Below are 21459 nucleotides of genomic sequence, written 5' to 3'. Positions count from 1 at the left end.
TTAATTATCGAGTTCGCGTTAATATACTTATTAACAAGATCATTAATTTCAAAAATAGACCACTTCTGAAACTTTAAAATTTATTGATCGTTACTTATATCGTTTTTTCAATTTAATTCTTCTTTCGTTTCTTTTTTAATTTCAAATGACTCTGGCTGCCTTCCGCAGTGGAGATAAGAGGTTTTTACGCAAAACCCTCTTATCAATCTCCGTGCGCCAAAAGGGACTTTTGGATTTCCTATAACGCAACGCTAAACTGTCTGGATACAACTCCCAGACTTCGCATGGCTACGTCGGACGGGTCGTTGTACTGCGACAGTAGCCTTGCAATAAGGATCCACATTTTTTTTATTTTCATATTTGCATATTTATTTAAATTACGAAAATAATTTCAAAAGAGGTCTAATTTATAAATATTCTAAAGTTAGATATCCACTTTTTAACATATTTTCTATCGTATCTAATTCTACTTTTAAGTGATAAGTGATATCTGTATCTGTAATTGTTGGATCTTTGAAAAATGTTATTATTGAATGACCTCTACTTATAAGCCAAGTTAACTCGATTTTGATTTCCGATTCATCATAAACGGAACCTGCAATATCTAACGTTTCTTTTAATTCGGCATTATTGTACAAAGCTTCATAATAATTGATAACCGTATATCCCAGCTCAAACTTTTTGACTAAATTACTTTTTTCTAATGAATCTAAAAAATCATTAATTATTTTATCAACCAGTTTTTCAGGTGGATCTGGGTAAAATCCTTTTAGTTCAAAATTATTACCTTCTAAATACCTGTACTTTACGCAAGTCGAACCCATGATGAAATTTTCTTTTACAAATTGATGTAGCTCCTCTTCCTCTTTAACTAGTTTTTTATTTGCATAGAAAGTAGGATTTTCGATATTAAATTTTCTTTTGATCTCTTTTTTTAGGTAACTTAACCATTCGTAATATAAAATCATTTTCCGATGTCTCCGTTTTTATCTTTAAACTCTTTCAAGGCTGAAATATCCTTCTCTTATTGCTGAATATAAATCTAATGTTTGCATAAAAACTTTATGTATTTTTATACCCACAAGAAGCTCTTTATACTCATTCCATTCATCTCCATATTTCAACACAAAACCAGAAAAATAGCCTTCTTTAATATCAAAATTAATTGCTTTTATTAATTCCCGTTTTTTATATAAGGTATATCCAAAATTAAATAAAGCATTTTCATAATCACAAGCATCAAGGGTATTCAATATAAATGAAATAACTTTTTCACAAACTTCTTTAGATGGCGAAAAAAAATATTCTTTTATTTCTATTTTGTTATCCCCTAAAAATTTGTATTGCGCTGTTTTTTCTCTGTCTAATACCCAATCCACCCAACCAATTACCAAATCTAGATCTTCAGGATACTTCGCAATTTTATCTCTATTAAATATTATGTATCCATCTTTAAATCCATACCGATCTCTTGCATCGTATATTATTGCGTAAATTAATTCTTCACCATCAAAAGCTATACTCATTTTTACGCTCACTAACAATTTATTTGCAATAGTTACACTCGTTCAATTTTTACAGATCCTTCTCTCATAGTTGAATGTATATCTAATTGCTGCATACGAAGTTCATATACTTTTATATTTTTTAGATATTCATATTTACTTGCATCCCAAGGCTTTTGTACGTCGACATAAACAAAACCCCTTTTAATGGCAAAATAAACCACGCTTACTAATTCCTTTCTTGTATATAAGTTGCACCCATATTTAAACAAGGTACTTTCATCTGCTCCATAAAGATCAATAGTTTTCAGCATAAATGAAATAACATTTTCACAGATTTCTTTAGAAGGCGAAAAAAAGTATTCTTTTATTTCTATTTTATTTCCTCCTAAAAATTTGTATTGCACAACTTTTTCTTTTTCTAATATTTTATCTATCCATTCAATTACCTCGTCTAAACCATCAGTAACTTGCGCAATTTTATCTCTATTAAAAACTATTAACCCATTTTCAAATGCATGTTTATCTCTTGCATCATATATCATTACCCAGATGAGTTCTTCTCCATCAAAAGCTATACCCATTAAATTGCCTCCTCATGTTTACAAATTTAATTATTTATACATTTTGTCCGATTTAAGATGTTTATAATGATTTTTACCCTTACCAAAAGAATGAACGTTACCATCCTCAATTATTATATGCTGATCATAGATAGGAATGTAATCATCTTTAGCTATAGCTTCTTGAATCTCAATATTGTAATGATCTACAGGTTTAGGATATTTATTACCAATAGAATGTGCTCTAGCTCCAGTACCTCGTCTAAATATAACTTTTGTCTGATCATCCGCCATAACCTCTAACTGATGAGACACTTTTTCTCTTGGCTTTGCTTTTTCTAACAAATCAAATAAATTATTCTTTTCAAGTTTCGTTTCAATATTCGAAACTTTATTTATCGCTTTTCCGGCAGAACCTTCTGTTTTAATAAGATTTGGATTACGTTCAACAATATCCAAAACGTTCTCTGCAAATCCAATCCCTTTTTCTTCTACTATTTTTTGTGCAACTTTTGCACCTTCTCCGGCACCTTTTAAAATATCATTAACAGGGGTCAAAACTTCAAATCCATCTAAAAGCGCTGCTTTAGCTATCGCAACTTCTTGAATTGCAGTTTTAACTAAAGGGGCTAAAAATTCTACCGCAGAGGAAACAAATGGATAAATAGCCGCACCAATTAATTCGCCTTCAATAATAGAACTTGCAACCATTGATATGCCATCTGCGAGAGGATGTGGTCTTGTTGCATTCAGCATATCTCGCGCAAGCGACAAAGATGCTTCATCGGTAGCCTTTTTTATATCTGCCAATTTAGCATTTAGTGGCCGCATAGAATTTGCCAATGCGCCAACAACTTTGGCTGTTGTACAGGCAATATCACATACAGACAGTTCAAGTCCGAGAGAAACCTCAACTCCAACTTCACCATCTTCAAGTGCATATTTGTTGGAAGACGCTTCTCTAGCACCTTCTATGCACTGCATACTTTCATCTGCATTCATTCGCAATTTTGTTTTTAAATATTCAAATCCCTCATCTACGTTTTTTGCACCTTTTTCTATGCCACCAAAAATAAAATCTCTACCTTCTGTGATGTAATCTCCAATTTTGCGTCCAACTTCTAGGAGTTTTTCACCTGTATCAACAACATTAAAAGCTTCTTTATATTCTTTGGTTCTTATATAATCGCTGCCATTATCAAGAGCCTTGCATGCAATTTGAGCAATATTTCTAATCTGTAAGTTTTCTTTAAACTCTTGCTCCAGATTCAATGTCTGCGAATATTTACCCATGTATTCTAATCTTACATATTGTTGTAATTGATTAAAATCTCCTCCTTGAGAAACATCTGTCATGCGGCTTATTGATCTGTCAGCAAATTTATATCCAATGCTTTCTGTTTTATCTAAATTTCCAACACTCTGAGCCATCTCTCTAACTCTTTGTGCATTAACAAAATTATCTTTAGCTTTATTTGATTCATATTCTACTTTACTTGCAAAATCATTTATCAAGGCAGACACATTTTGAACTTCATTATCCTGGGGTTTTTGAGCCATTACCTTTTCGGCTACTTTAACACCATCTCTCACCTTTTTTATTTGATTTAATCTATCTATAACAATTGGATTACTTAAAGCAGGATTAGATAATGCTACATCTTTAAAATCTACATCGCCATTAACTATACTTTCGTATAAATCCATATCCATTTCGTTAATAATTTTTTGCGCTTTCTCAAAATTTTCCTGCTCTAATTTTTCTTCTTTTTTTCTTTTTTCTTCAGCTTTTCTAAATTCTTCATCCCGCTTTTTTTGTTGTAATAATTCCGCTTTAGCTTCTGCTATTCTTTCTTTTTTTAATTGCACAAGCTGTTTTTTAGTTTCTTCAATTTGCTTCTTAAGTTCTTCATTCTTTCTATTTTGCTCTATTACCAGAGCGTCTCGCTTTGCCTTTTCTTCTTTTGCCTTGCGGTCCACTTCAGCTTTAGCAGCTCTTTGCCTAGCCTCTTCAACCCGCACAGCTCTATTAAACTCTTCATTCTCTTTATTTTTTTTACTTTCTTTGCATCGATCACAATGGTCACAATAATTAGACCTACCATAAAATTTTCGACAAATTTCACATTCTTCTGATTTTATAAAAACACCGGCGCAAAAAAATACAAGCCACCCCAATAAAAATATCTTTTTTCCATCACTCATAATTTTCTCAACTTTTTAATATTTACTTTTTTGAGTTCAATAAATTTTCTATTTCTCTAATAACATTTGATAAAGGCGTTATAAAAATCATTTCTTCTTTATTACTTTTTATATAAAAATTTTGCATTAATTCTTCTAATTTTAGATTTTCAACCAAATCACCATAATTCCAAATATACTCAAGAACCGCCAAATCGGGATTTATGTTATTTTTTTGAAAATATTCTAAGGACCTTTTCATTTGCGTTTCAAATATTTGAGTTAGACCTTCATCCATCGAAATTAAACCTCTAATTTCAAGTGTATAAATGGCGACTATTTTAAACGCTCCTGATAAAAATTTCTCCCTAAAAGTATCTTCACTTTTTTGTTTTGTAATTTTAGGAAAATTCATCTTTTTTATTTTTTGAGTTTCAAAATCAAAACCATTAAAAGTTTGATAAGCAAAAGATTCGGCCATTATCGCAAAAGCAAAGCTTAAGTCACTGCATGCAAAAGCAATATCATATAAACCTTTTTCTTTAAAATTTTTACCCTCTTTTAAAACCTGAAGCGCTATTTTTGCCGCAATATTCGCTTGATAATTTTGAGGAAATAAATCTAAAACTGGGCAAACTCTATTTACAATATCGACAAACTCCAAAGACAACCTAATATCTAAACCATTCCCTCTAGAATATTCAAAATCTGATGCATTCAAATGATTTAGAGATAATACATTTTTGGTTTCTTTAGAAATATCAAATCTTTGCTCAAATAATCGATCAATATGTTTCAACATATCCTTAGCTATAAAAATACGCTCTTTAAGCCGCTCGCAAGCTACAAAAAATTCCATATTAAAAAAAGTTTGATATTCATCTAAAAAATTTAATGCCAACAAAATTAATTTTCCCTCTGCAGAATAATTAGCATCAAAATATTTATTTTGTTTCTTAAAAAATTTTCTACAAGCTTCCATCTCTGAAAGTTGATAAAACGCATCCTTAAATATCGGATATTTTGAAAAATTTGCTTCGACAAATTCTTTAGTGATGACTTCCCCTAATTTCATTTTTAAATCAAAACAATTAGCAGCTGCATACTTAAAGCTGCAATTTCTCCACTCTTTTATTCTGCCTTCTTCTTGAAATTTCCAATTTAATTTTTTATCTTGAAGCGGAATATTTTTATTATTATTTTTTATTTTTTTATTTTCTTTTTTAGTGCAATCACACGCGGCTACTTCTTTCTGTACAGCTTCTAAACAAAAATTGAAAGTTTTGCCTTGCGTATCAGAAGTTAAAATATCTAATTGATTTTTTTTCAAAGATAACTCTATGCATTCTTGGATTTGTTTATAAATAAGATCTCTTTTGGTTTGATCAAATTCTCTAAAATCATAATAATGTACATTTTTATTTATCCAACTCCAGATAGATTTACCTTCTTTGTATGCCTTGGTAACTCCATGCTCTGCGTCTTTTAACACGCTACAATTAGCTTGAATAATATTAAAAGTAAGAAATAAAAATATAATTTTAAAAATTTTCTTCACAAGAAACTCTCCTAAATTTAATTGAAAATTTATTACTACAAAACTGAAAAGAATTCTAACAGATATTTTTTGAAAAATGTTTAAAATTTTTTAGTTAAATAAATCAAAAAAGTAACCCTAATCAAATGGACTTCTATTTTTATTTTTAATATGTTTGCTTTAATAATTCACATGAAGACATTTTTAAATAGTAAAAAATCAAATATATAAATATAAAAAGGAATTTATGAAAAAGTTATTTATTTTGATAATCATGTTATTGAGCGTGGTAGGCATTAGTCACGCCGTAAAAGTAAAACTACCTAACGCTGAAATTTTAACTAAAAGATTAACAAATGCAGGTTTTGCTGATTGTATTGAACGAACAAATATAGTTGAATTATTAGCAGATAAAACATTAGAAACTGTAGACATAGCCATACTAATAGAATCTATTCTTCGTTACACCCCCTATCACAAAAATAACAATCTTTTAGAAGTTATTTTAGAAGGATATCCAGAAGCTATAAAAGAAACCGAAAAAGCTATCTTTTGGGTCATTGTATATTCAATCTTTGGATGGTAGGCGATGAAAAACAAAATGGAAACAACCCAAATTATTTTTGAAAAATTCGTAAATCAAAAATTAAAAAATATCCATCTGACTAGTTTCTGTTTCTAAAATCTTTTTCAATACAAATTTCATAATTTTTTCAGATTGCTTAATTGCAAATTCGCAATCTTCTTGAGTTGGAATATCAAATTCTGTAGGATATCTAAACCTAGTTGCAAAAGGATTTAATTGCTCTGCTAAACTAAAAATGCTTTCAAATTCTCTATCAAAAAATTTACAGAGTCCAACAAGCTTAGTTAAATCATGAGTTTTTATTATTTCATGTTTTTTAAAAGCAAGATAACCCTTCAACGATTTCTCCGCTGATTGTTGACAATGATATGTAACAGAAGAAAATAACTCTTCGGGTAATAAACATTTTGCTACTTTCAAATCTTCTTTAGCTACGTTGATCCAACGTTCATGCTCTTGCATAGATTAACTCTCCATATTTTTTAATCTTATAACCAAGAGTTGATACATCATTTGCAGCGCGTTCAAATTCTTCTTTAGTAAAAATAATAATATCTTTTGATATATCCAAACCTCTCAAAGCTTTATATCCAGAAATTGGACGCTTATAAGACTTCTCATCTGATTTATCAACGATAATTAATAAATCCAAATCACTATCTTCAGATGGATAACCCCAAGCATAAGAACCAAAAATATAAATAGCTATTGGATTATACGTTTTGACCAAACGATCTTTTACTTCTTCTATAACATCTTTATTGATCATAAATTTAAAATCCTCGCACATAATTTAAATATTAATACTTTCTACTTCGCACTTTTTAATTTTTGCAAATCAGCACCAACAATTGCTGGAATATTGCGTGATATTTTTTCAACATCCCAATTCCACCAAGCAATTGCTACCAATTCATTAACTGTTTTTTCATCAAAACGTATACGAATAATCTTTGCAGGATTACCACCAACAACGGCATAAGGAGGAACATCTTTTGTAACAACTGCCTTTGCGCCGATAATCGCACCATCTCCGATTTTAACTCCAGGCATAATAGTTGCATCATAACCAATCCAAACATCATTACCAATTATCGTATCGCCCTTATTTGACAAAGATGCGGGATCAAAATCTTTTTCCCAGCCTCGTCTAAAAATAAAAAATGGATAAGTTGAAAACCCATTAAGCGGATGGTTCGCACCACTCATAATAAATTTTGCACCTGCGGCAATTGCACAAAAATTACCTATAATTAATTTCTCTTTTGAAAATGAATAATGATAAAGAACAGTTTTATTTTCAAAATCCTCTGAACTAGAAGCATCAAAATATGTAAAATCTCCAACAGCTATATTCGATCTTTTAACAATACTCTTTAAAAATACATTGATCTTTGCATCAAATTCATATCCTAACCCTTCAAGCGGATATTTACATTTTGGATCTGGTCCTATAGGCATCTTTCAATCCTTTCAGCTTTAAAAGTAATCTATCTTCATCGCGGCTTGAACTTCTTTCAATGTCTTATCCGCTACAGATTCAGCTTTTGCAGTTCCATTTTTTAAAACATTCAAAACAAATTCTTTATCTTTTGCAAACCCTTCACGTTTTTTTCGAATCGGTTCCAAAACATTTTGTAAAACTTCATTTAAATATTTTTTTACGATCACATCGCCAAGACCACCGCGAGAATAATGCGCTTTTAATTCTTCAACTTTATCTTTGTTTGTATCAAACGCATCAAGGTAAGTAAAAACAGGATTACCTTCTACCAGTCCAGGATCAGATACTTTGAGATGATTTGGATCTGTATACATGCCCATAACTTTTTTGGTTACAACATCCACGCTATCAGCAAGATAAATTGCATTACCTAACGATTTACCCATTTTTGCTTTACCGTCAATTCCTGGTAAACGACATCCAAATTTTGGAACTAATGCTTTAGCTTCGACCAAAACAGGTGCATAAACGGAATTAAATTTTCGCACAATCTCATTTGTTTGTTCAATCATCGGAAGTTGATCTTCACCGACAGGAACCAAATTTGCTTTGAATGCTGTGATATCTGCAGCTTGACTAATTGGATAACAAAAAAATCCAACAGGCAAACTTTCTTCAAAACCTTTTTGCTTAATCTCTTCTTTCACCGTAGGATTGCGCTGCAAACGAGCAACCGTAACTAAATTTAAATAATAAATTGTAAGATCTGATATTTGTGGAATTTTAGATTGGATAAAAATTGTACTTTTATTTGGGTCTATTCCAACAGCAAGATAATCAAGCACAACTTCGAAAATACTGTCACGAATCTTTTGTGGATTTTCCGCATTGTCAGTTAACGCTTGTAAATCTGCTATCAAAATATATTGATCATACTCATCTTGCAGCTTTACTCTATTTTGAAGTGAGCCAATATAATGTCCAAGATGAAGCTGTCCTGTTGGTCTATCTCCAGTTAAAATAACTTTTTTACTCATCATTTCTCCTTAACAAAAAATTCTTTTTATAAACTGTTGGACATAATGCGTTGCGATAACAACACAAACTGCTATTAAAATATGTTCTCCTACAATCCGCCAGGGATTCGCATTCTGCTCTTTTGCAATAAGATAACTAAATGTTCCAAGTAAAAACATTCCCCAAAAAACATTAATCAATACCGCCATATCAAGCGAGAAAAATAAAATCGGAACAATAAAACTTAAGGCTATAAAAAATTTTGTAAAAAAGGTAACAAATGTTGCTTCCCAAACTTCTCTTTTCGTATATTTATTTATAGCTTCTTTTGCTACATGTATTCCTAACGAATCGGCAAGAGCATCTGCTATAGCTATGGTCAAAACACCACCTATCAAAACAATCTTCGACTCAATTATCGAATGTAAACCGATCATCAATCCTAAAGTTGTAATCGTTCCAGAAGTAACCCCAAAACCTAAACCCATTTTTACCGAATCTTTTTTATTCATAGCATCCATTTCAATTTTATTTTGTTATTTTTATACTTCCTCAAAATACCAAAATTTTGTAAACAAATAAAAAAGCCGGAAGAAAAACTTCCGGCTTAATTTTCGAATTTAAAGAAATGTAAGATTATTCAACAATCTTATTTTCTTTTGTAAGTTGAGCGAATTTGCTACTTACAAATACTGCAGCGACTATCCAAACACCAATTAAACCTAAGGATAAAATTGTTCCAAAGGCCATTAATGTAGGAACTTCGCCTGCAAATTGGTTTGTAAATACGCCACCCAAAGCTTTTGAACCTCGGCTACCGAACATATCAATCCAACCTTTAGATTTAAATTTAGCATCTTTAGATGTTGGAATGTACATCATTTCTTTTGATGGGTTATTCAATGCATAGCTTAAACCTTTAGCAAGCATCATTACACCAAAAGTTACCCAAAGCAATGCCCAAGGAGAAACAAATTCACCTACATAAACACCGTAGAGAATTGCAACTGCCACGCCAAGAGTAATTGGGAAAGTCAAAAGACAGAATCTCAAACCAAATCTTTTCATAAGGTATGATGTTCCAAGAAGAGCCATTACAAATGCAAGACCGTTAACAGCTATTCCGAATATTCCCAAGAATGATGTTAAAGCTTCTTTTGTTGGATAGAATGCTTCCGCTTGAACTTTCATTTGATAATCAACAATTGTACCTACAACTTCGTAAATAGTTACAACCATGAAAATTCCAAAAAGATAAGGTCTTGTCAGCAAGAGTTTTAATCCTTCCATAAAACCTGTCTTTTTCTTTTCAGAATCAGCTTCTTTTTTGCTAATTGTTATTTGATCTTCAGGAATTACTGCCATGAATTTTTTGATAACAAACATTAAAGCTAAAATTGCCATTACGACTATTGCAAAAAGAAGGCCTAAACCTAATTGTTTTGCAAATAAAGCGAGCGTGGGTCCGATGATGGAACCAATCTGTGCACCTGCAATAACAAATGGATAACATTTTTTTGCAGTTCCAGCATCACTAACGCTTGATGTAAATGACCAGAAAAGAGCAACAATAACAGATCCAAAACTTTCAATAATAAAGTATGATGCCCAACCGATAAATTTGAAGAAAGGAGAATATTCAGCAGGGCTGCTTAAATTTGGCATCAACCAAATGCAATAACCAATTATTGAAAAAAGAACTGCATAAAAAGTTCCTAAAATATAGAACATTCTATGCTTTTCAAACATATCGATTAATTTACTGTAAACCATGACCATAATGGAAACGACAAAAACTGACATAATTTTTGCTGTTGGTTGCCAAGCTTTACCAACTACTGGAAAGAATATACCGTCTTTTAGAGGTCTTTCAAGCCAATATGCACCGATGATAAAAAAGAATGCAAAAGATAAAAGGCCATATTTTTTGACTTCTAATTCAGATAAATCAGGCCAAAACCAACGAACTATTCGCGCTAACATATGTTAACTCCTTAAAAATCATAATGTTGATTAAATAACTTCGGAACCACTCCGTAAAAAACAAGAAATCCTGTAAGTAGGAAAACTTTTCTAAATGTACCCCCCAGGATCTCCCTTTTGCATGACTAAATGTATTCAAAATTTAGTCATAAAGAAACATTTTAGAACTTTGCTATTGTTTTTGCAATAGTAACAATATATTTTTAATATCTTAAAATTTCTAATTGTCTAAAATAACAACAACTTTACCATTTTCATTAATATTTATGATACCACCGCCCACGATTTCTAATCTTACTTCCTCGTTAGATGAAGTTTTATAAATCAAAAAACTTTGAGGTTTTATCACAGAAATCAAAGGTGAATGATTGGGGCCAACAACAAAGTTACCACTAACACCTTCAATATCAACCCAAAAAATAGAAATTTTTTTAGATTCAGATGGTCGAACAATCTCTAAATCAAATAATAGATCTGACATTCAAAATCCTTAATTTTTTTTAGCCTTTTCTATCACTTCTTCTATCGTCCCAACCATATAAAATGCTTGCTCTTGAATATTATCAAATTCACCTGATAATATCCGCTTAACATCAGCAACAACTTTTTCACGTTTTACAAATTTACCAGGAACACCGGAAAATTGTTCCGCAACAAACATTGGTTGCGTAAGAAATTTTTCAATTTTTCTCGCTCTATAAACAGTAGTTTTTTGTTCATCTGAAAGCTCATCCATTCCCATGATGGCAATAATATCCTGAAGCTCTTTGTACTTTTGAAGCAACTCTTTGACAGCAAAAGCAACATCACAATGTTCTTGCCCAACAACTTCTGGACGCAAACCATTTGAATTGGATTCCAAAGGATCTACTGCTGGATAAAGTCCTGCTTGCGCAATTTTTCTAGAAAGAACCGTGCTTGCATCCAAATGCTGGAAAGTCGTCGCAGGGGCTGGATCTGTATAATCGTCAGCTGGAACATAAACAGCCTGCACAGAGGTTATTGAACCATTTTGAGTTGTTGTAATTCTCTCTTGCAAAGCTCCCATTTCAGAAGCAAGTGTTGGCTGATAACCAACAGCAGAAGGCATTCTACCAAGCAAGGCCGAAACTTCCGCGCCGGCTTGAACAAATCTAAAAATATTATCAATAAAAAGAAGCGTATCTTTTTTAGATTCATCTCTAAAATATTCCGCCATTGTAAGCCCAGCAAGCCCTACTCGAAGCCTTGCGCCAGGAACCTCGCCCATCTGACCAAAAATAAGAGCTGTTTTGTCCAAAACGCCTGAAGATTTCATTTCAAGCCAAAGATCAGTTCCCTCTCTTGTTCGCTCACCAATTCCAACAAAAACTGAATAACCACCATGCTCAATTGCAACGTTTCGAATTAATTCTTGGACTAAAATTGTTTTACCAACTCCTGCTCCTCCGAAAAGACCAATTTTTGAACCTTTAATGTAAGGACAAAGTAAATCGATAACCTTAATTCCTGTCTCCAAAATTTCGTCTGTAACTTTTTGTTCTATCAAAGTTGGTGCTTGACGATGAATGGACCATTTTTCTTTTGCAGCTATTTTTGGGCCCTGATCTATGGTATCGCCCAAAACATTAAACACTCGCCCCAAAACTTCTTTACCTACAGGAACCTTTATCGGCTCTTCGGTATCTATAACTTTTAAACCTCTAGCAACACCATCAAAAGGCTCTAAAGCTATACATCTAACAACGCCATCGCCAAGATGCTGCGCAACCTCCAAACTTAATTTTTTAGGCTGTCCGTTTTCTATTAAATTTGAAATTACAATTAGTTTATTGAAAATATTTGGAACCTTTTCTTCTCCGAACTGAACGTCAACAATAGCTCCGCTAATCCTCAAAACAAATCCGCAATGTAAATCTTTTTTATTTTCGAAATTTGAAGAATCTTTTTTAGAGGGAGTCTCTTTTTCCGCAATATTCATTTTACCCCTAACAAAAAACAAGTGAAAACCGATATATTTTTGATTTGTTTAAATTATTCCAACAGGCTATTTTTGTAAAGTGTAAAACAAAAATGAGCATCTTTGGGCAGTTTAAAACCAGCTTTTGACTCTTCAAAGCTTTTATGCTCAACTAAATAAAGACGAAATTATTTAAATTTTAAGTAAAAGCTAAAAAACCATGATTTTAAATATGAAAAAATTTTTCCAATTTATTATTTTAATTTGCATTTCCATTTTGTCACTTACAACTTTATCTCATTATAAAAATGCAGAAAACTTCACAGCTGCAAAATCAGAAACAATTATAATTTTTATACATGGTACAATACTCCCACGCCCATCAATAAAATCTTTCGAAAAAGCTGCAAAAAATGAAACCTCCAGCAGTTTTTATCAAAAATATATAGATGAACTTCGACTAAATTCAGATTACATTAACCAGCCAATCGGCGATAAAGGTTTACATAAAATCGATCTAAATGATAAAAATTCAAAATACCAAACGTCCAACAAAATTTTAAAAAAATTTCTAGAAAGCTATCAACAAGAAAATGATAATCAAAATGTTGTAACATTATACACTTTTGGATGGGATGGAAGACTTGATAAAACAAATAGAGAAAATAGCGGAAATCAACTTTACGAAGAACTTACAAAAGAACTAGAAGCAAAGAAAAAAGAGAATATAAAAGTTGAACAAACAGAAATAATTGCACACAGCCATGGCGGCAATGTAGCTTTATATTTAGCAAAAGCAGAAGATAAAGAACACAAAAACCTTCAAATCGATAAACTCATAATGTTTGGTACACCAATTCAAAAAGAAACAAAAAATTTCGCAAACCATCCTGTTTTTAAAAAAGTTTATAATTTTTATTCCAAAGGCGACATGGTACAAATTTCCGATTTGATTTCAACAAACGCTATGAAATCCGAACGAAAAATTTTCATTGCAAACAGCTTTCCAAAAATAATTAATGTTAGATTAATCGTAGGCAAACAAAACCCACTACATACAGAGCTTTGGTTTAATGAAATCTTTTTCTTATATAGAAAAGACTTTTTACTAAGCCCCTATCCAGTTGCAATATTTACTCCAGCGCTTACAAAAATGATTGATACTGTTACCATCGATAAAACATATGAAAAAGAAAATTTATTAATAAGATTTTCTAAAGCAAAAGAAAATTCAGATCTAAAAATAATGCTTCAAACCAAACATAAAAAAAATCAAAAACTAGTATCTATCAAAGACGTTCCAAATTATTTTGCTACCAAGCTTTTAGCACAAAACTAAAATTCAATTATTTCAAAAAAAGAATTTTACGAACAAATAGGATAGGTCCAAAATCCAAAATCAAATGTGAAAAAACACCTAATACAAAGAATAGATCGATTATTTTTATCTGTTGCAAATAAATTGGAAAATAAAAATTCGTAGCAACCAATGCAAGCGCAGAAATAAAAACTGTAAACCAAGGATTATGAGTTATACCTCGATGCTTTGCAAAAATTGGGAAGATTGCAGCAACAAAAAGAATTGTCAAAAAAACTACATCTTTAAAAAAAATCGCTGCAATAAACAAAGGCAATAACAATAACAGAAAAAGTCTTTGTCCTTTACTGAAAGTATCAATATCCGGAAAAAGTGAACCTAATAAAATAGCTGCAAACGCAGCTACAAAATTAAAACTTTCAAAAATAAAAGCAAAACCCAAATACGTTATTATTACCAAAATCACAGCATAAAATACAGACCCACCAATTAAATGACTTTTATAATTTGGCATATAACCTTAAAATTTAACTGAATTCACTTGTAAAAGTTTTGTTCCTGGATAGTAAAACTGCAAAATTCTCTGATAATTCCAACCACGCTTAACAAGCTCTTGCGCTCCGACCTGACACAATCCCATTTGATGGCCATCTCCATGACCTTTTATTATAATTTTGCCACCTTTGGGTGTTAGTGATCTTTTAATAGAAAAATCTTGGCTACGAACTTTGGATTTAAAAGATCTCCAAACATATTTCCCATCACACACAACTGTTTTTTTGGTTCCGCGAAGCTCAGTCTTCAAAACTATTCCAGCTTTATCCCTGTTAACAATTTTAACATCAAGTAATTTTCCAATTTTACCAATTTCATCACCATTATTTGAATTTAATTTCAAAAGCCTCAAAAATTCATCTTCATTACTCTCGCAAACCCAACTATATGCTTTTGAGTTACAACAATAAGTACATGGAGTAAATCTTGCAAGATAAGGAGCTGATTTAAAATTAGGAGATTTCATATTTCCAGGTATTATCCCCCCACAACAAATATCATACATAGTCAATGCAACCTTATTATCATAAGAAACAATTATATCCTTAGTCGCAACAAGCGCATTACGCAAATGAGTATGATTATGATTTCCTCTATAATTTTGATGTGAATTATTATTTTTTATATCATATGCAAGTTTTCTTTTTCTAGACTCAATCAATTGATAAACTGCATAAGTTCTACAAATAATGGCTTGTATTTTTGCCATTTCAAACATGTTTGGATCTTTTGACCAATGAGGCAAAGATTCGAAATGTAAAACAGAATAAATATAATCATCAAGACGCAAAATATTTATAACCTGAATCTTACCATCTTTATTAATTAAAAAAGTTAGTGAACCTTCATACTTGGTTCCATTCATATTTAAAATATCATCAGATTCAGGCAATAGCGTAACAGCTGCAAAATTTTCATTTTTAAAAGCTTCGATCTCATGTAAATTTTTATCTAAAATTTTAATTTTATGATCAGAATATTGAATATAAATTTCTGACTTAAAAAGGTTATGTAATATTTTTTCATTTCCTTTTTGGATCTGAATATTTTTTGAAGCTTTTATACAAAAATAATTAGTTTTTTGGGATGTAACTTGATCCATCAATAAAACTCTTATTTTTATATCTGATAAAGCGATGCCGCTTTTTACAGACTCTTTTTTTAACTCATCAACACCATAATCCGAATTATCAGATTTAGTTGTTGTTTGGGCAACTTCATCTTGTTGTAATTCATTTTGAAGTTCTTTTTGTTTTAAATTTTCTGCACCAAAATTAATTAAAACAAAACCAAATAAAATAATAATTAATGAAATATATTTTTTTGTATTTATCATTGACCACACACAAATATTTAAAATGTTAAAATGTTAAATTGAATCGCTTAAGCAACATCACAAATTTTAATGGAATTTTTTCTTTCTTTTCATCAATCGCTTTGTTTGCTAAAGCATCGGCTTTTTTGTTGTTTTCCCGCAAAACATGCTTAACTTCAAAAACTACCCCCTCAAGTAGATAAAAAATTAAATTTTTTAAACATTTTAAAGTTAAATCCCTAACTTTGTAAAGCCCTTTTATTTGTCGAACTAGCAACTCTGAATCTGAAATTATTGTTATTTTCAGCTCCTGATCTGGCTTAGATACCATTTCACTTTTTAATAAAAAAATTGCTAATGCAAGAGCAAGATATTCTGCTTGGTTATTGGTTTTTTCACCCAAATAAAAACATTTGCTTATTTTTTTACCTGTCAAATTTTCTAGATAAATTCCAGCACCGGATAAGCCTGGATTTCCTCGACATGCTCCATCTGTATAAATTTTCCAATAAATTTTTTCTTTTTTAATTGGTTCTTTAGAAGATTTTATTTCTTCTTTTTTCGCAAGATTACTGAAAAAAGATAATTGTTTTTCCATAAATACTTTACTGTTTAAAAAACAGGTTCATCTTTTTCATGCTGATCAAAATATAATAGTCGATAACAATTTCGACAAGGAAGTATGGAACCTTTAAGAATTTTTGCAAGATCTTGAGTTAAAACCATATAATAACAAGCGCTGCAACAAGAATTTGAAATTTTAACTATAGGATTTGGAACTTGTTTTCTCATTTTTTCATATTTAGAAAGCCAAATAGGTAAAACTGTTTTTTCAATCTCAGATCGCTTTTCAAGTAATACTTTAACTTTTTCTAAAACAAGATTTTTTTGTTTTTGAAAATCTCCAAATTTATTTTCAAAATTTTTATTTTGTTCTTCAAGCAAGTTAGACTCTTCTTCTACTTTTTTTTGAGTTATTTCGAGCTCTCGCCAAGCTTCGACTAATAATTCTTCTTTATCAGATCGTTCAAAAGATAAATTGGATAATTCTTTTTGCAATGCAGCGTAAGATTTTTGATCATTGACTAAATCTAAAGATTTCTTTTTTTCAGCTTCTATCTGATCTATTTCACGAATTTGAAGCTCTACAAAATCTGCTTTTTTTTGCTTTTCTAACAATTCCGATTTTTTATTTAATAATGAATTTTGGAGCTCTTGAATTTTGTGACGATTTTCTTGAATTTGGTTATCGATAACTTTGTTTTCATTTTCAATTGAGGAGATTTGATTATCTATGTCAACAAGGGAAATAAGAGTTTGCCAAATTGGCTCCGTCATTTTGCTCCTCTTCTTAAATTTTGGTGGGCCCACCAGGACTTGAACCTGGGACCTTTCGGTTATGAGCCGACTGCTCTAACCAACTGAGCTATGGGCCCGACCAGTTAAAAAACTATTAGGTAGTGTAAAGAAACTTTTAACAATTGTGAAGTAAAAAATCTTTTAATCTCAATTAAACTAAGTAAAATATTAAAAAATAATATCTCTCCAAATAAAAAGCCATAACATTTTATTGTTATGGCTTTTTTAAACTTAGTTCTTAATTACTATCAAGAAATTTTAAAACTAAATAACTCAACTCCATCAAATCTATTTAAATAAGTCTTGCTAAAACCTTTATCTGGAATAACAATTTTTAAATCTTTTAAAATTACATCTTTTACATCAAAACCAAACAAACTTGCATATTTAATCAAAAGATCATGCAAATTTTTTGCCTTAATACCTAAATTTTGAACATACATCAAAAATTCTTTATGATCACCTTTAAAGAAAAGCTTACATAAAATAAAAGAATCTTTAACTACGTTTATTTGCTCTTGCAAAACAACTTCATCTAAAAAATATGCATACCCACAAGTAAAACATGCGATCGCTTCTAAAAGATTATTTACTTGCTCTATATCTTTTATATCCGAAGATAAAAAATCACTTAATAATTTAGAAATTTCCAAACAATCTTGTAATTGTAATTCAATTGCAAAATCAAAATATTTTAAAATATTAAAACTTTCCATAAAAGGAGTATTTTTATATTTCATCAAAAAAGCATCAAAAGCTTCTTTACCGCTAACCTTAGCCTTCTGATAACCGTCACGTTGTTCCTTTGGTATAGAAATTTTACTAAAAAACTTTTCTCTAACAGAACCTTCTCTAAGTTCTAAATTTCTCAAATCTAACACTTCTCTATAAGAGTAACCATAGTAAAACTTATAGTATTCATTAAATAAACAATCTAAATTAGCTAAACATTCTCTTATCTGACTTTTCAATGTTACAAGTTTAACATCTTTTGCTGTTTTTATTTCTTTTTCACTTAAAGATTTATCTGCAGCCAAACCCTGCAATCCGACTTTTGGAGAATCAACAAAAGACGATTGTAGCAGCTTTGAAGACCCTGCTTCATCATAAGAACTTGAATCTTGAGATGGATTAACGGTTTTTTCTTCTTTCTTTACAGCGGCTTTCTTAGCTTGAAGTTTTGCACAACATCTTTTAGCTTTTTCACAAGCCTCTTGTCTTTCTTTTAAAGAAATAAGCGATAACAATGGATTTTGAGAATAGCCTAAAAGAAAATTAACATCATCTTCTGTTAGTTTTTTCTCAGCCTTGTTGCAAATTTGCCTGTAACGCACAGTGTCTTTATCTAGAGCCTCTCGCGCTTTCAACTTTGCTTCTTCTTTTAACTGCGCTTCTTGTTGCAATATAAATTGTGCTTGTTGTTCAATTTCTTGCCTTTTCCATAAATCTTCCTGCTTTGCAGTAGCAACACTAAAAGCAAAAGACTCTTCATCTAATAAAATATTTTGCGCTCTGCCTTCATGTTCGCCTCTAAATATTCCCATTTCTTCTTGTAAAATATCGCATGCTCTTTTTTTATGGTCCTTTACTAATTTACTCAATGCTAATTCTTTATTTAAAAAATCAACTAATTCAGAAGAAAGAGTAAAATAAGGATAGAGTGCCAAACCCGAATATCGAGGAAAACCACTAATATGTGATAACGTTACAGGTCGCGAAACACTTGTAATATACCATCCATATGGAACTCTATATGGATTTCCCTGTGGTAAATAAAAATATACTAATGAATTATTAGGGTATCTTGGATCACATATCCCAACATATAAACCAGGAATAAATTTAAACGGATTTTCTGATGAAAACTGAAAATAAACTAAAAATCTATTTTCATCCAAAGGTTCAATTTTAACTATGCCTGCAAGATGCGCATTTAAACAATAAACATTTAATATCGCCAATAATATAAAACTTTTTATTATTTTCTTAAAATTATTAAAAAACATCTTAAATTCCTCTTATATTCGCTATAATTATGATTATTGTTATTATTACTATTTAAAAATATTTCATAATTGTAATTTGGAAAAAAAATAAATCAACCGCTACGCAATAAAATACGTATTTTTAAACTTTTTAATGAAAAAAGAGCGGAATATTAATGTTCCGCTCTTTTTTGACGTTTTTAGAAAAATTAAATCTATAAATTTTAGCTATTTTTTAGAAAATCTTTCAATCTTTCGCAGTAACCCCATTCATTATCATACCATCCGAAAACTTTCCCCATATTTCCAGCTGCCTTTGTAATCAAACCATCGATTATGCAAGAATGTGGATTATTTGAAAAATCTGATGATACCAAAGGCTCTTCGGTATATTGCAAAATATTTTTCAAGTCGCTTTCTGCAGCTTTTTTAAAAGCATTGTTAATCACTTCGGTTGTTAAAGAATCACCCGTTTCAAATGAAAAATCTACGATGGAAACTTTTGGAACAGGTACCCTAAGAGCAACTGCTTGCAGTTTACCTTCAAGTTCCGGATAAATTTTAACAATAACTTTTTCTGCGCCTGTTTTAGTTGGAATAATATTTTGCGCAGCAGCTCTTGCTCGCCTTGGATCTTTATGCTCGACATCAAGCAAAACTTGGTCATTTGTATAAGCATGCACTGTTGTCATAAGACCGCATTTTAATTTGAAATTTTCTTTTATGACTTTCACAATTGGCGCAAAACAATTTGTTGTACAACTTCCAAGCGAAACTATCGAATGCTTTTTAGCGTCATATGAAGAATCATTAACTCCAGGAATTATTGTAATATCTTCGCCAGTTGAGGGAGCTGTAATCAAAATCTTTTTAGCTCCTGCTTTTAAATGCAACTCTGCTTTTTCCCTAGACGTAAAATGTCCTGAAGATTCTACAACCCAATCCACATCCAAACTTTTCCAATCTATTTTTAGTGGATCCGTTTCTGCAATTATTTTTATTTTATAATCATCAATATGTAGAAAACCATTTTTGTATTCAACATTGCCAGGGAAAATCCCCATAATCGAATCATACTTAAATAAAAATGCTACCATTTCGGGCTTTGCAGGACCAATATTAATAGCAACAACATTTATTTTTTTATGAACAGATTCATCAGCTATCAAAGCTCTCAAAAAAGCTTTTCCAATTCTTCCAAATCCACTTATCGCTATATTCGCCATTATTTTATCCTTTACAAACATGCTAAATTTTGAGGTTTTCCATTAATAAAACTAATTATATTTTCAGTTACCATCAAGGAACGATTATAAATTGCTTCATCAGAATTATATGCAATATGAGGAGTAACACAAATTGATGAATAATTAAAAACAGGATCTTTCACACTCATAGGCTCATCTTGCAAAACATCAAGCCCTGCTGCAAAAACTTTTCCAGACCTTACGCTTTCTATCAAAGCTTTTTCGTCTATAATTCCACCTCTTGCAGTATTAACTAAGACAACCCCATCCTTCATCAAATTAAATTCTTTAAAACTAATAATATGCTTGGTTTGTGGAGTTAGCGGCAAATGAATAGATATAAAATCACTTTGCTTTAAAATATTTTCAAAATCGGCTCGCGAAGACCCTACATCATATGTAATAATTTTCATTGCAAATCCATTTTGTGCTATTTTAGCAACTTCTTTACCAATTTTTCCAAATCCTAAAATACCCAAAGTTTTTTGTTTTAATTCTTTTCCTCTATACCTACAGTGATCATAAATTCCGCCCTTAAGATCAAGCATAGATTTAAAAGCAAGACGACCTGCGTTGAGCATTAACCCGATTGTATGTTCCGCAACAGCATTTGTCGCATATCCAGGAACATAGCAAACTTTTACATCTTTTTTCGTTGCAGCATATAAGTCTGCATCATCAAACCCTGTAGTACCCAGAGAAACAAGTTTCAAATTAGGAGCATTATCAATCACATAAGCAGAAATATGCATCAAAAAACTAATTAAAATATCTGCATCCCCTACTCTTTTCAAAATCTCTTTGTCATCATGGGGAACATTTTTATAAACCTCATAACTTACTGCATATTTTTTTAATTTTTCAGCATGTTCTGGAAATATACAACCACCCGTTAAATCAACAACCTTCATCACTACCTCTT

Annotated in this window: 22 protein-coding genes and 1 tRNA gene; 2 read left to right on the top strand and 21 right to left on the bottom strand. The window is 31.0% G+C overall.

What is annotated here, in order from left to right:
* Positions 1 to 407: 407 nt before the first annotated feature.
* The 5 genes from DEA20_05220 to DEA20_05200 are packed head-to-tail and all read right to left on the bottom strand — an operon-like array spanning position 408 to position 5810.
* Positions 408 to 968, bottom strand: a complete 561-nt coding sequence (locus DEA20_05220; protein HBS48568.1) for a hypothetical protein — start codon at positions 966 to 968, stop codon at positions 408 to 410.
* A 24-nt stretch (positions 969 to 992) separates the two neighbouring features.
* A complete protein-coding gene (locus DEA20_05215) occupies positions 993 to 1526 on the bottom strand; it encodes a hypothetical protein (protein HBS48567.1) in 534 nt (177 codons plus the stop codon).
* Positions 1527 to 1558: 32 nt separating this feature from the next.
* On the bottom strand, positions 1559 to 2089 hold the full coding sequence (locus DEA20_05210) for a hypothetical protein (protein HBS48566.1): 531 nt from the start codon (positions 2087 to 2089) through the stop codon (positions 1559 to 1561).
* A 30-nt stretch (positions 2090 to 2119) separates the two neighbouring features.
* Complete coding sequence (locus DEA20_05205) at positions 2120 to 4273, bottom strand: hypothetical protein (GenBank protein HBS48565.1); 2154 nt, start codon at positions 4271 to 4273, stop codon at positions 2120 to 2122.
* Between the two features lie 22 nt (positions 4274 to 4295).
* A complete protein-coding gene (locus DEA20_05200) occupies positions 4296 to 5810 on the bottom strand; it encodes a hypothetical protein (GenBank protein ID HBS48564.1) in 1515 nt (504 codons plus the stop codon).
* A 226-nt stretch (positions 5811 to 6036) separates the two neighbouring features.
* Here DEA20_05200 and DEA20_05195 point away from each other — a divergent pair, with 226 nt between their 5' ends.
* Complete coding sequence (locus DEA20_05195; protein HBS48563.1) at positions 6037 to 6375, top strand: hypothetical protein; 339 nt, start codon at positions 6037 to 6039, stop codon at positions 6373 to 6375.
* A gap of 60 nt (positions 6376 to 6435) precedes the next feature.
* Here the strand turns inward: DEA20_05195 and DEA20_05190 are convergent, their stop codons facing one another.
* From DEA20_05190 to atpD, 8 genes are all read right to left on the bottom strand, one after another.
* Positions 6436 to 6837, bottom strand: coding sequence for a hypothetical protein (locus DEA20_05190; protein ID HBS48562.1), 402 nt, complete (start codon positions 6835 to 6837; stop codon positions 6436 to 6438).
* Positions 6824 to 7165 carry a DNA polymerase III subunit beta gene (locus DEA20_05185; protein ID HBS48561.1) on the bottom strand — a complete coding sequence of 114 codons (342 nt, stop codon included), beginning with the start codon at positions 7163 to 7165 and terminating at the stop codon, positions 6824 to 6826. The genes DEA20_05190 and DEA20_05185 overlap by 14 nt, the downstream gene beginning before the upstream one ends.
* Before the next feature lie 20 nt (positions 7166 to 7185).
* The gene (locus DEA20_05180; GenBank protein HBS48560.1) at positions 7186 to 7836 is read right to left on the bottom strand and encodes a chloramphenicol acetyltransferase; all 651 of its coding nucleotides are present in this window, start codon (positions 7834 to 7836) and stop codon (positions 7186 to 7188) included.
* 18 nt (positions 7837 to 7854) lie between these two features.
* Positions 7855 to 8856: a tryptophan--tRNA ligase gene (gene trpS / locus DEA20_05175; GenBank protein HBS48559.1), complete on the bottom strand. Its 1002-nt coding sequence runs from the start codon at positions 8854 to 8856 to the stop codon at positions 7855 to 7857.
* Positions 8857 to 8865: 9 nt separating this feature from the next.
* A complete protein-coding gene (locus DEA20_05170; GenBank protein HBS48558.1) occupies positions 8866 to 9348 on the bottom strand; it encodes a hypothetical protein in 483 nt (160 codons plus the stop codon).
* Between the two features lie 124 nt (positions 9349 to 9472).
* Complete coding sequence (locus DEA20_05165; protein HBS48557.1) at positions 9473 to 10819, bottom strand: hypothetical protein; 1347 nt, start codon at positions 10817 to 10819, stop codon at positions 9473 to 9475.
* Between the two features lie 220 nt (positions 10820 to 11039).
* Positions 11040 to 11300 carry a hypothetical protein gene (locus DEA20_05160; GenBank protein ID HBS48556.1) on the bottom strand — a complete coding sequence of 87 codons (261 nt, stop codon included), beginning with the start codon at positions 11298 to 11300 and terminating at the stop codon, positions 11040 to 11042.
* A 9-nt stretch (positions 11301 to 11309) separates the two neighbouring features.
* Positions 11310 to 12779, bottom strand: a complete 1470-nt coding sequence (gene atpD / locus DEA20_05155) for a F0F1 ATP synthase subunit beta (GenBank protein ID HBS48555.1) — start codon at positions 12777 to 12779, stop codon at positions 11310 to 11312.
* Between the two features lie 199 nt (positions 12780 to 12978).
* Between atpD and DEA20_05150 the strand changes: the two genes are divergently transcribed.
* Positions 12979 to 14097 carry a hypothetical protein gene (locus DEA20_05150; protein ID HBS48554.1) on the top strand — a complete coding sequence of 373 codons (1119 nt, stop codon included), beginning with the start codon at positions 12979 to 12981 and terminating at the stop codon, positions 14095 to 14097.
* Positions 14098 to 14104: 7 nt separating this feature from the next.
* Here the strand turns inward: DEA20_05150 and DEA20_05145 are convergent, their stop codons facing one another.
* From DEA20_05145 to DEA20_05110, 8 genes are all read right to left on the bottom strand, one after another.
* Positions 14105 to 14590 (bottom strand): hypothetical protein, encoded by a 486-nt coding sequence (locus tag DEA20_05145; GenBank protein ID HBS48553.1) that lies wholly within the window; start codon positions 14588 to 14590, stop codon positions 14105 to 14107.
* A gap of 6 nt (positions 14591 to 14596) precedes the next feature.
* A complete protein-coding gene (locus DEA20_05140; GenBank protein HBS48552.1) occupies positions 14597 to 15976 on the bottom strand; it encodes a hypothetical protein in 1380 nt (459 codons plus the stop codon).
* Between the two features lie 16 nt (positions 15977 to 15992).
* Positions 15993 to 16475 carry a ribonuclease H gene (locus tag DEA20_05135; protein HBS48551.1) on the bottom strand — a complete coding sequence of 161 codons (483 nt, stop codon included), beginning with the start codon at positions 16473 to 16475 and terminating at the stop codon, positions 15993 to 15995.
* Between the two features lie 83 nt (positions 16476 to 16558).
* On the bottom strand, positions 16559 to 17284 hold the full coding sequence (locus DEA20_05130) for a hypothetical protein (GenBank protein ID HBS48550.1): 726 nt from the start codon (positions 17282 to 17284) through the stop codon (positions 16559 to 16561).
* Positions 17285 to 17305: 21 nt separating this feature from the next.
* A tRNA-Met gene (locus DEA20_05125) sits at positions 17306 to 17382 on the bottom strand.
* Between the two features lie 171 nt (positions 17383 to 17553).
* Entirely contained in the window at positions 17554 to 19311 is a 1758-nt protein-coding gene (locus DEA20_05120) for a hypothetical protein (protein HBS48549.1), read from the bottom strand.
* A 203-nt stretch (positions 19312 to 19514) separates the two neighbouring features.
* Complete coding sequence (gene gap / locus DEA20_05115) at positions 19515 to 20519, bottom strand: type I glyceraldehyde-3-phosphate dehydrogenase (GenBank protein ID HBS48548.1); 1005 nt, start codon at positions 20517 to 20519, stop codon at positions 19515 to 19517.
* 8 nt (positions 20520 to 20527) lie between these two features.
* Entirely contained in the window at positions 20528 to 21448 is a 921-nt protein-coding gene (locus DEA20_05110; GenBank protein ID HBS48547.1) for a 3-phosphoglycerate dehydrogenase, read from the bottom strand.
* Positions 21449 to 21459: the final 11 nt, after the last annotated feature.

It is taken from the genome of Candidatus Dependentiae bacterium (assembly GCA_003511165.1).
Taxonomy (GTDB): Bacteria; Babelota; Babeliae; order Babelales; family UBA12411; genus UBA12411.
The sequence above is the reverse complement of the archived record's forward strand: the minus strand, read 5'-3'. Positions and strand labels throughout refer to the sequence as shown.

What these genes read in the sequence shown, in the direction of transcription:
- DEA20_05220 (HBS48568.1), bottom strand. Translation starts at nt 968, where the DNA reads ATGATTTTATATTACGAATGGTTAAGTTACCTAAAAAAAGAGATCAAA.
- DEA20_05215 (HBS48567.1), bottom strand. Translation starts at nt 1,526, where the DNA reads ATGAGTATAGCTTTTGATGGTGAAGAATTAATTTACGCAATAATATAC.
- DEA20_05210 (HBS48566.1), bottom strand. Translation starts at nt 2,089, where the DNA reads ATGGGTATAGCTTTTGATGGAGAAGAACTCATCTGGGTAATGATATAT.
- DEA20_05205 (HBS48565.1), bottom strand. Translation starts at nt 4,273, where the DNA reads ATGAGTGATGGAAAAAAGATATTTTTATTGGGGTGGCTTGTATTTTTT.
- DEA20_05195 (HBS48563.1), top strand. Translation starts at nt 6,037, where the DNA reads ATGAAAAAGTTATTTATTTTGATAATCATGTTATTGAGCGTGGTAGGC.
- DEA20_05190 (HBS48562.1), bottom strand. Translation starts at nt 6,837, where the DNA reads ATGCAAGAGCATGAACGTTGGATCAACGTAGCTAAAGAAGATTTGAAA.
- DEA20_05185 (HBS48561.1), bottom strand. Translation starts at nt 7,165, where the DNA reads ATGTGCGAGGATTTTAAATTTATGATCAATAAAGATGTTATAGAAGAA.
- DEA20_05180 (HBS48560.1), bottom strand. Translation starts at nt 7,836, where the DNA reads ATGCCTATAGGACCAGATCCAAAATGTAAATATCCGCTTGAAGGGTTA.
- trpS (HBS48559.1), bottom strand. Translation starts at nt 8,856, where the DNA reads ATGAGTAAAAAAGTTATTTTAACTGGAGATAGACCAACAGGACAGCTT.
- DEA20_05170 (HBS48558.1), bottom strand. Translation starts at nt 9,348, where the DNA reads ATGAATAAAAAAGATTCGGTAAAAATGGGTTTAGGTTTTGGGGTTACT.
- DEA20_05165 (HBS48557.1), bottom strand. Translation starts at nt 10,819, where the DNA reads ATGTTAGCGCGAATAGTTCGTTGGTTTTGGCCTGATTTATCTGAATTA.
- DEA20_05160 (HBS48556.1), bottom strand. Translation starts at nt 11,300, where the DNA reads ATGTCAGATCTATTATTTGATTTAGAGATTGTTCGACCATCTGAATCT.
- atpD (HBS48555.1), bottom strand. Translation starts at nt 12,779, where the DNA reads ATGAATATTGCGGAAAAAGAGACTCCCTCTAAAAAAGATTCTTCAAAT.
- DEA20_05150 (HBS48554.1), top strand. Translation starts at nt 12,979, where the DNA reads ATGATTTTAAATATGAAAAAATTTTTCCAATTTATTATTTTAATTTGC.
- DEA20_05145 (HBS48553.1), bottom strand. Translation starts at nt 14,590, where the DNA reads ATGCCAAATTATAAAAGTCATTTAATTGGTGGGTCTGTATTTTATGCT.
- DEA20_05130 (HBS48550.1), bottom strand. Translation starts at nt 17,284, where the DNA reads ATGACGGAGCCAATTTGGCAAACTCTTATTTCCCTTGTTGACATAGAT.
- DEA20_05120 (HBS48549.1), bottom strand. Translation starts at nt 19,311, where the DNA reads ATGTTTTTTAATAATTTTAAGAAAATAATAAAAAGTTTTATATTATTG.
- DEA20_05110 (HBS48547.1), bottom strand. Translation starts at nt 21,448, where the DNA reads ATGAAGGTTGTTGATTTAACGGGTGGTTGTATATTTCCAGAACATGCT.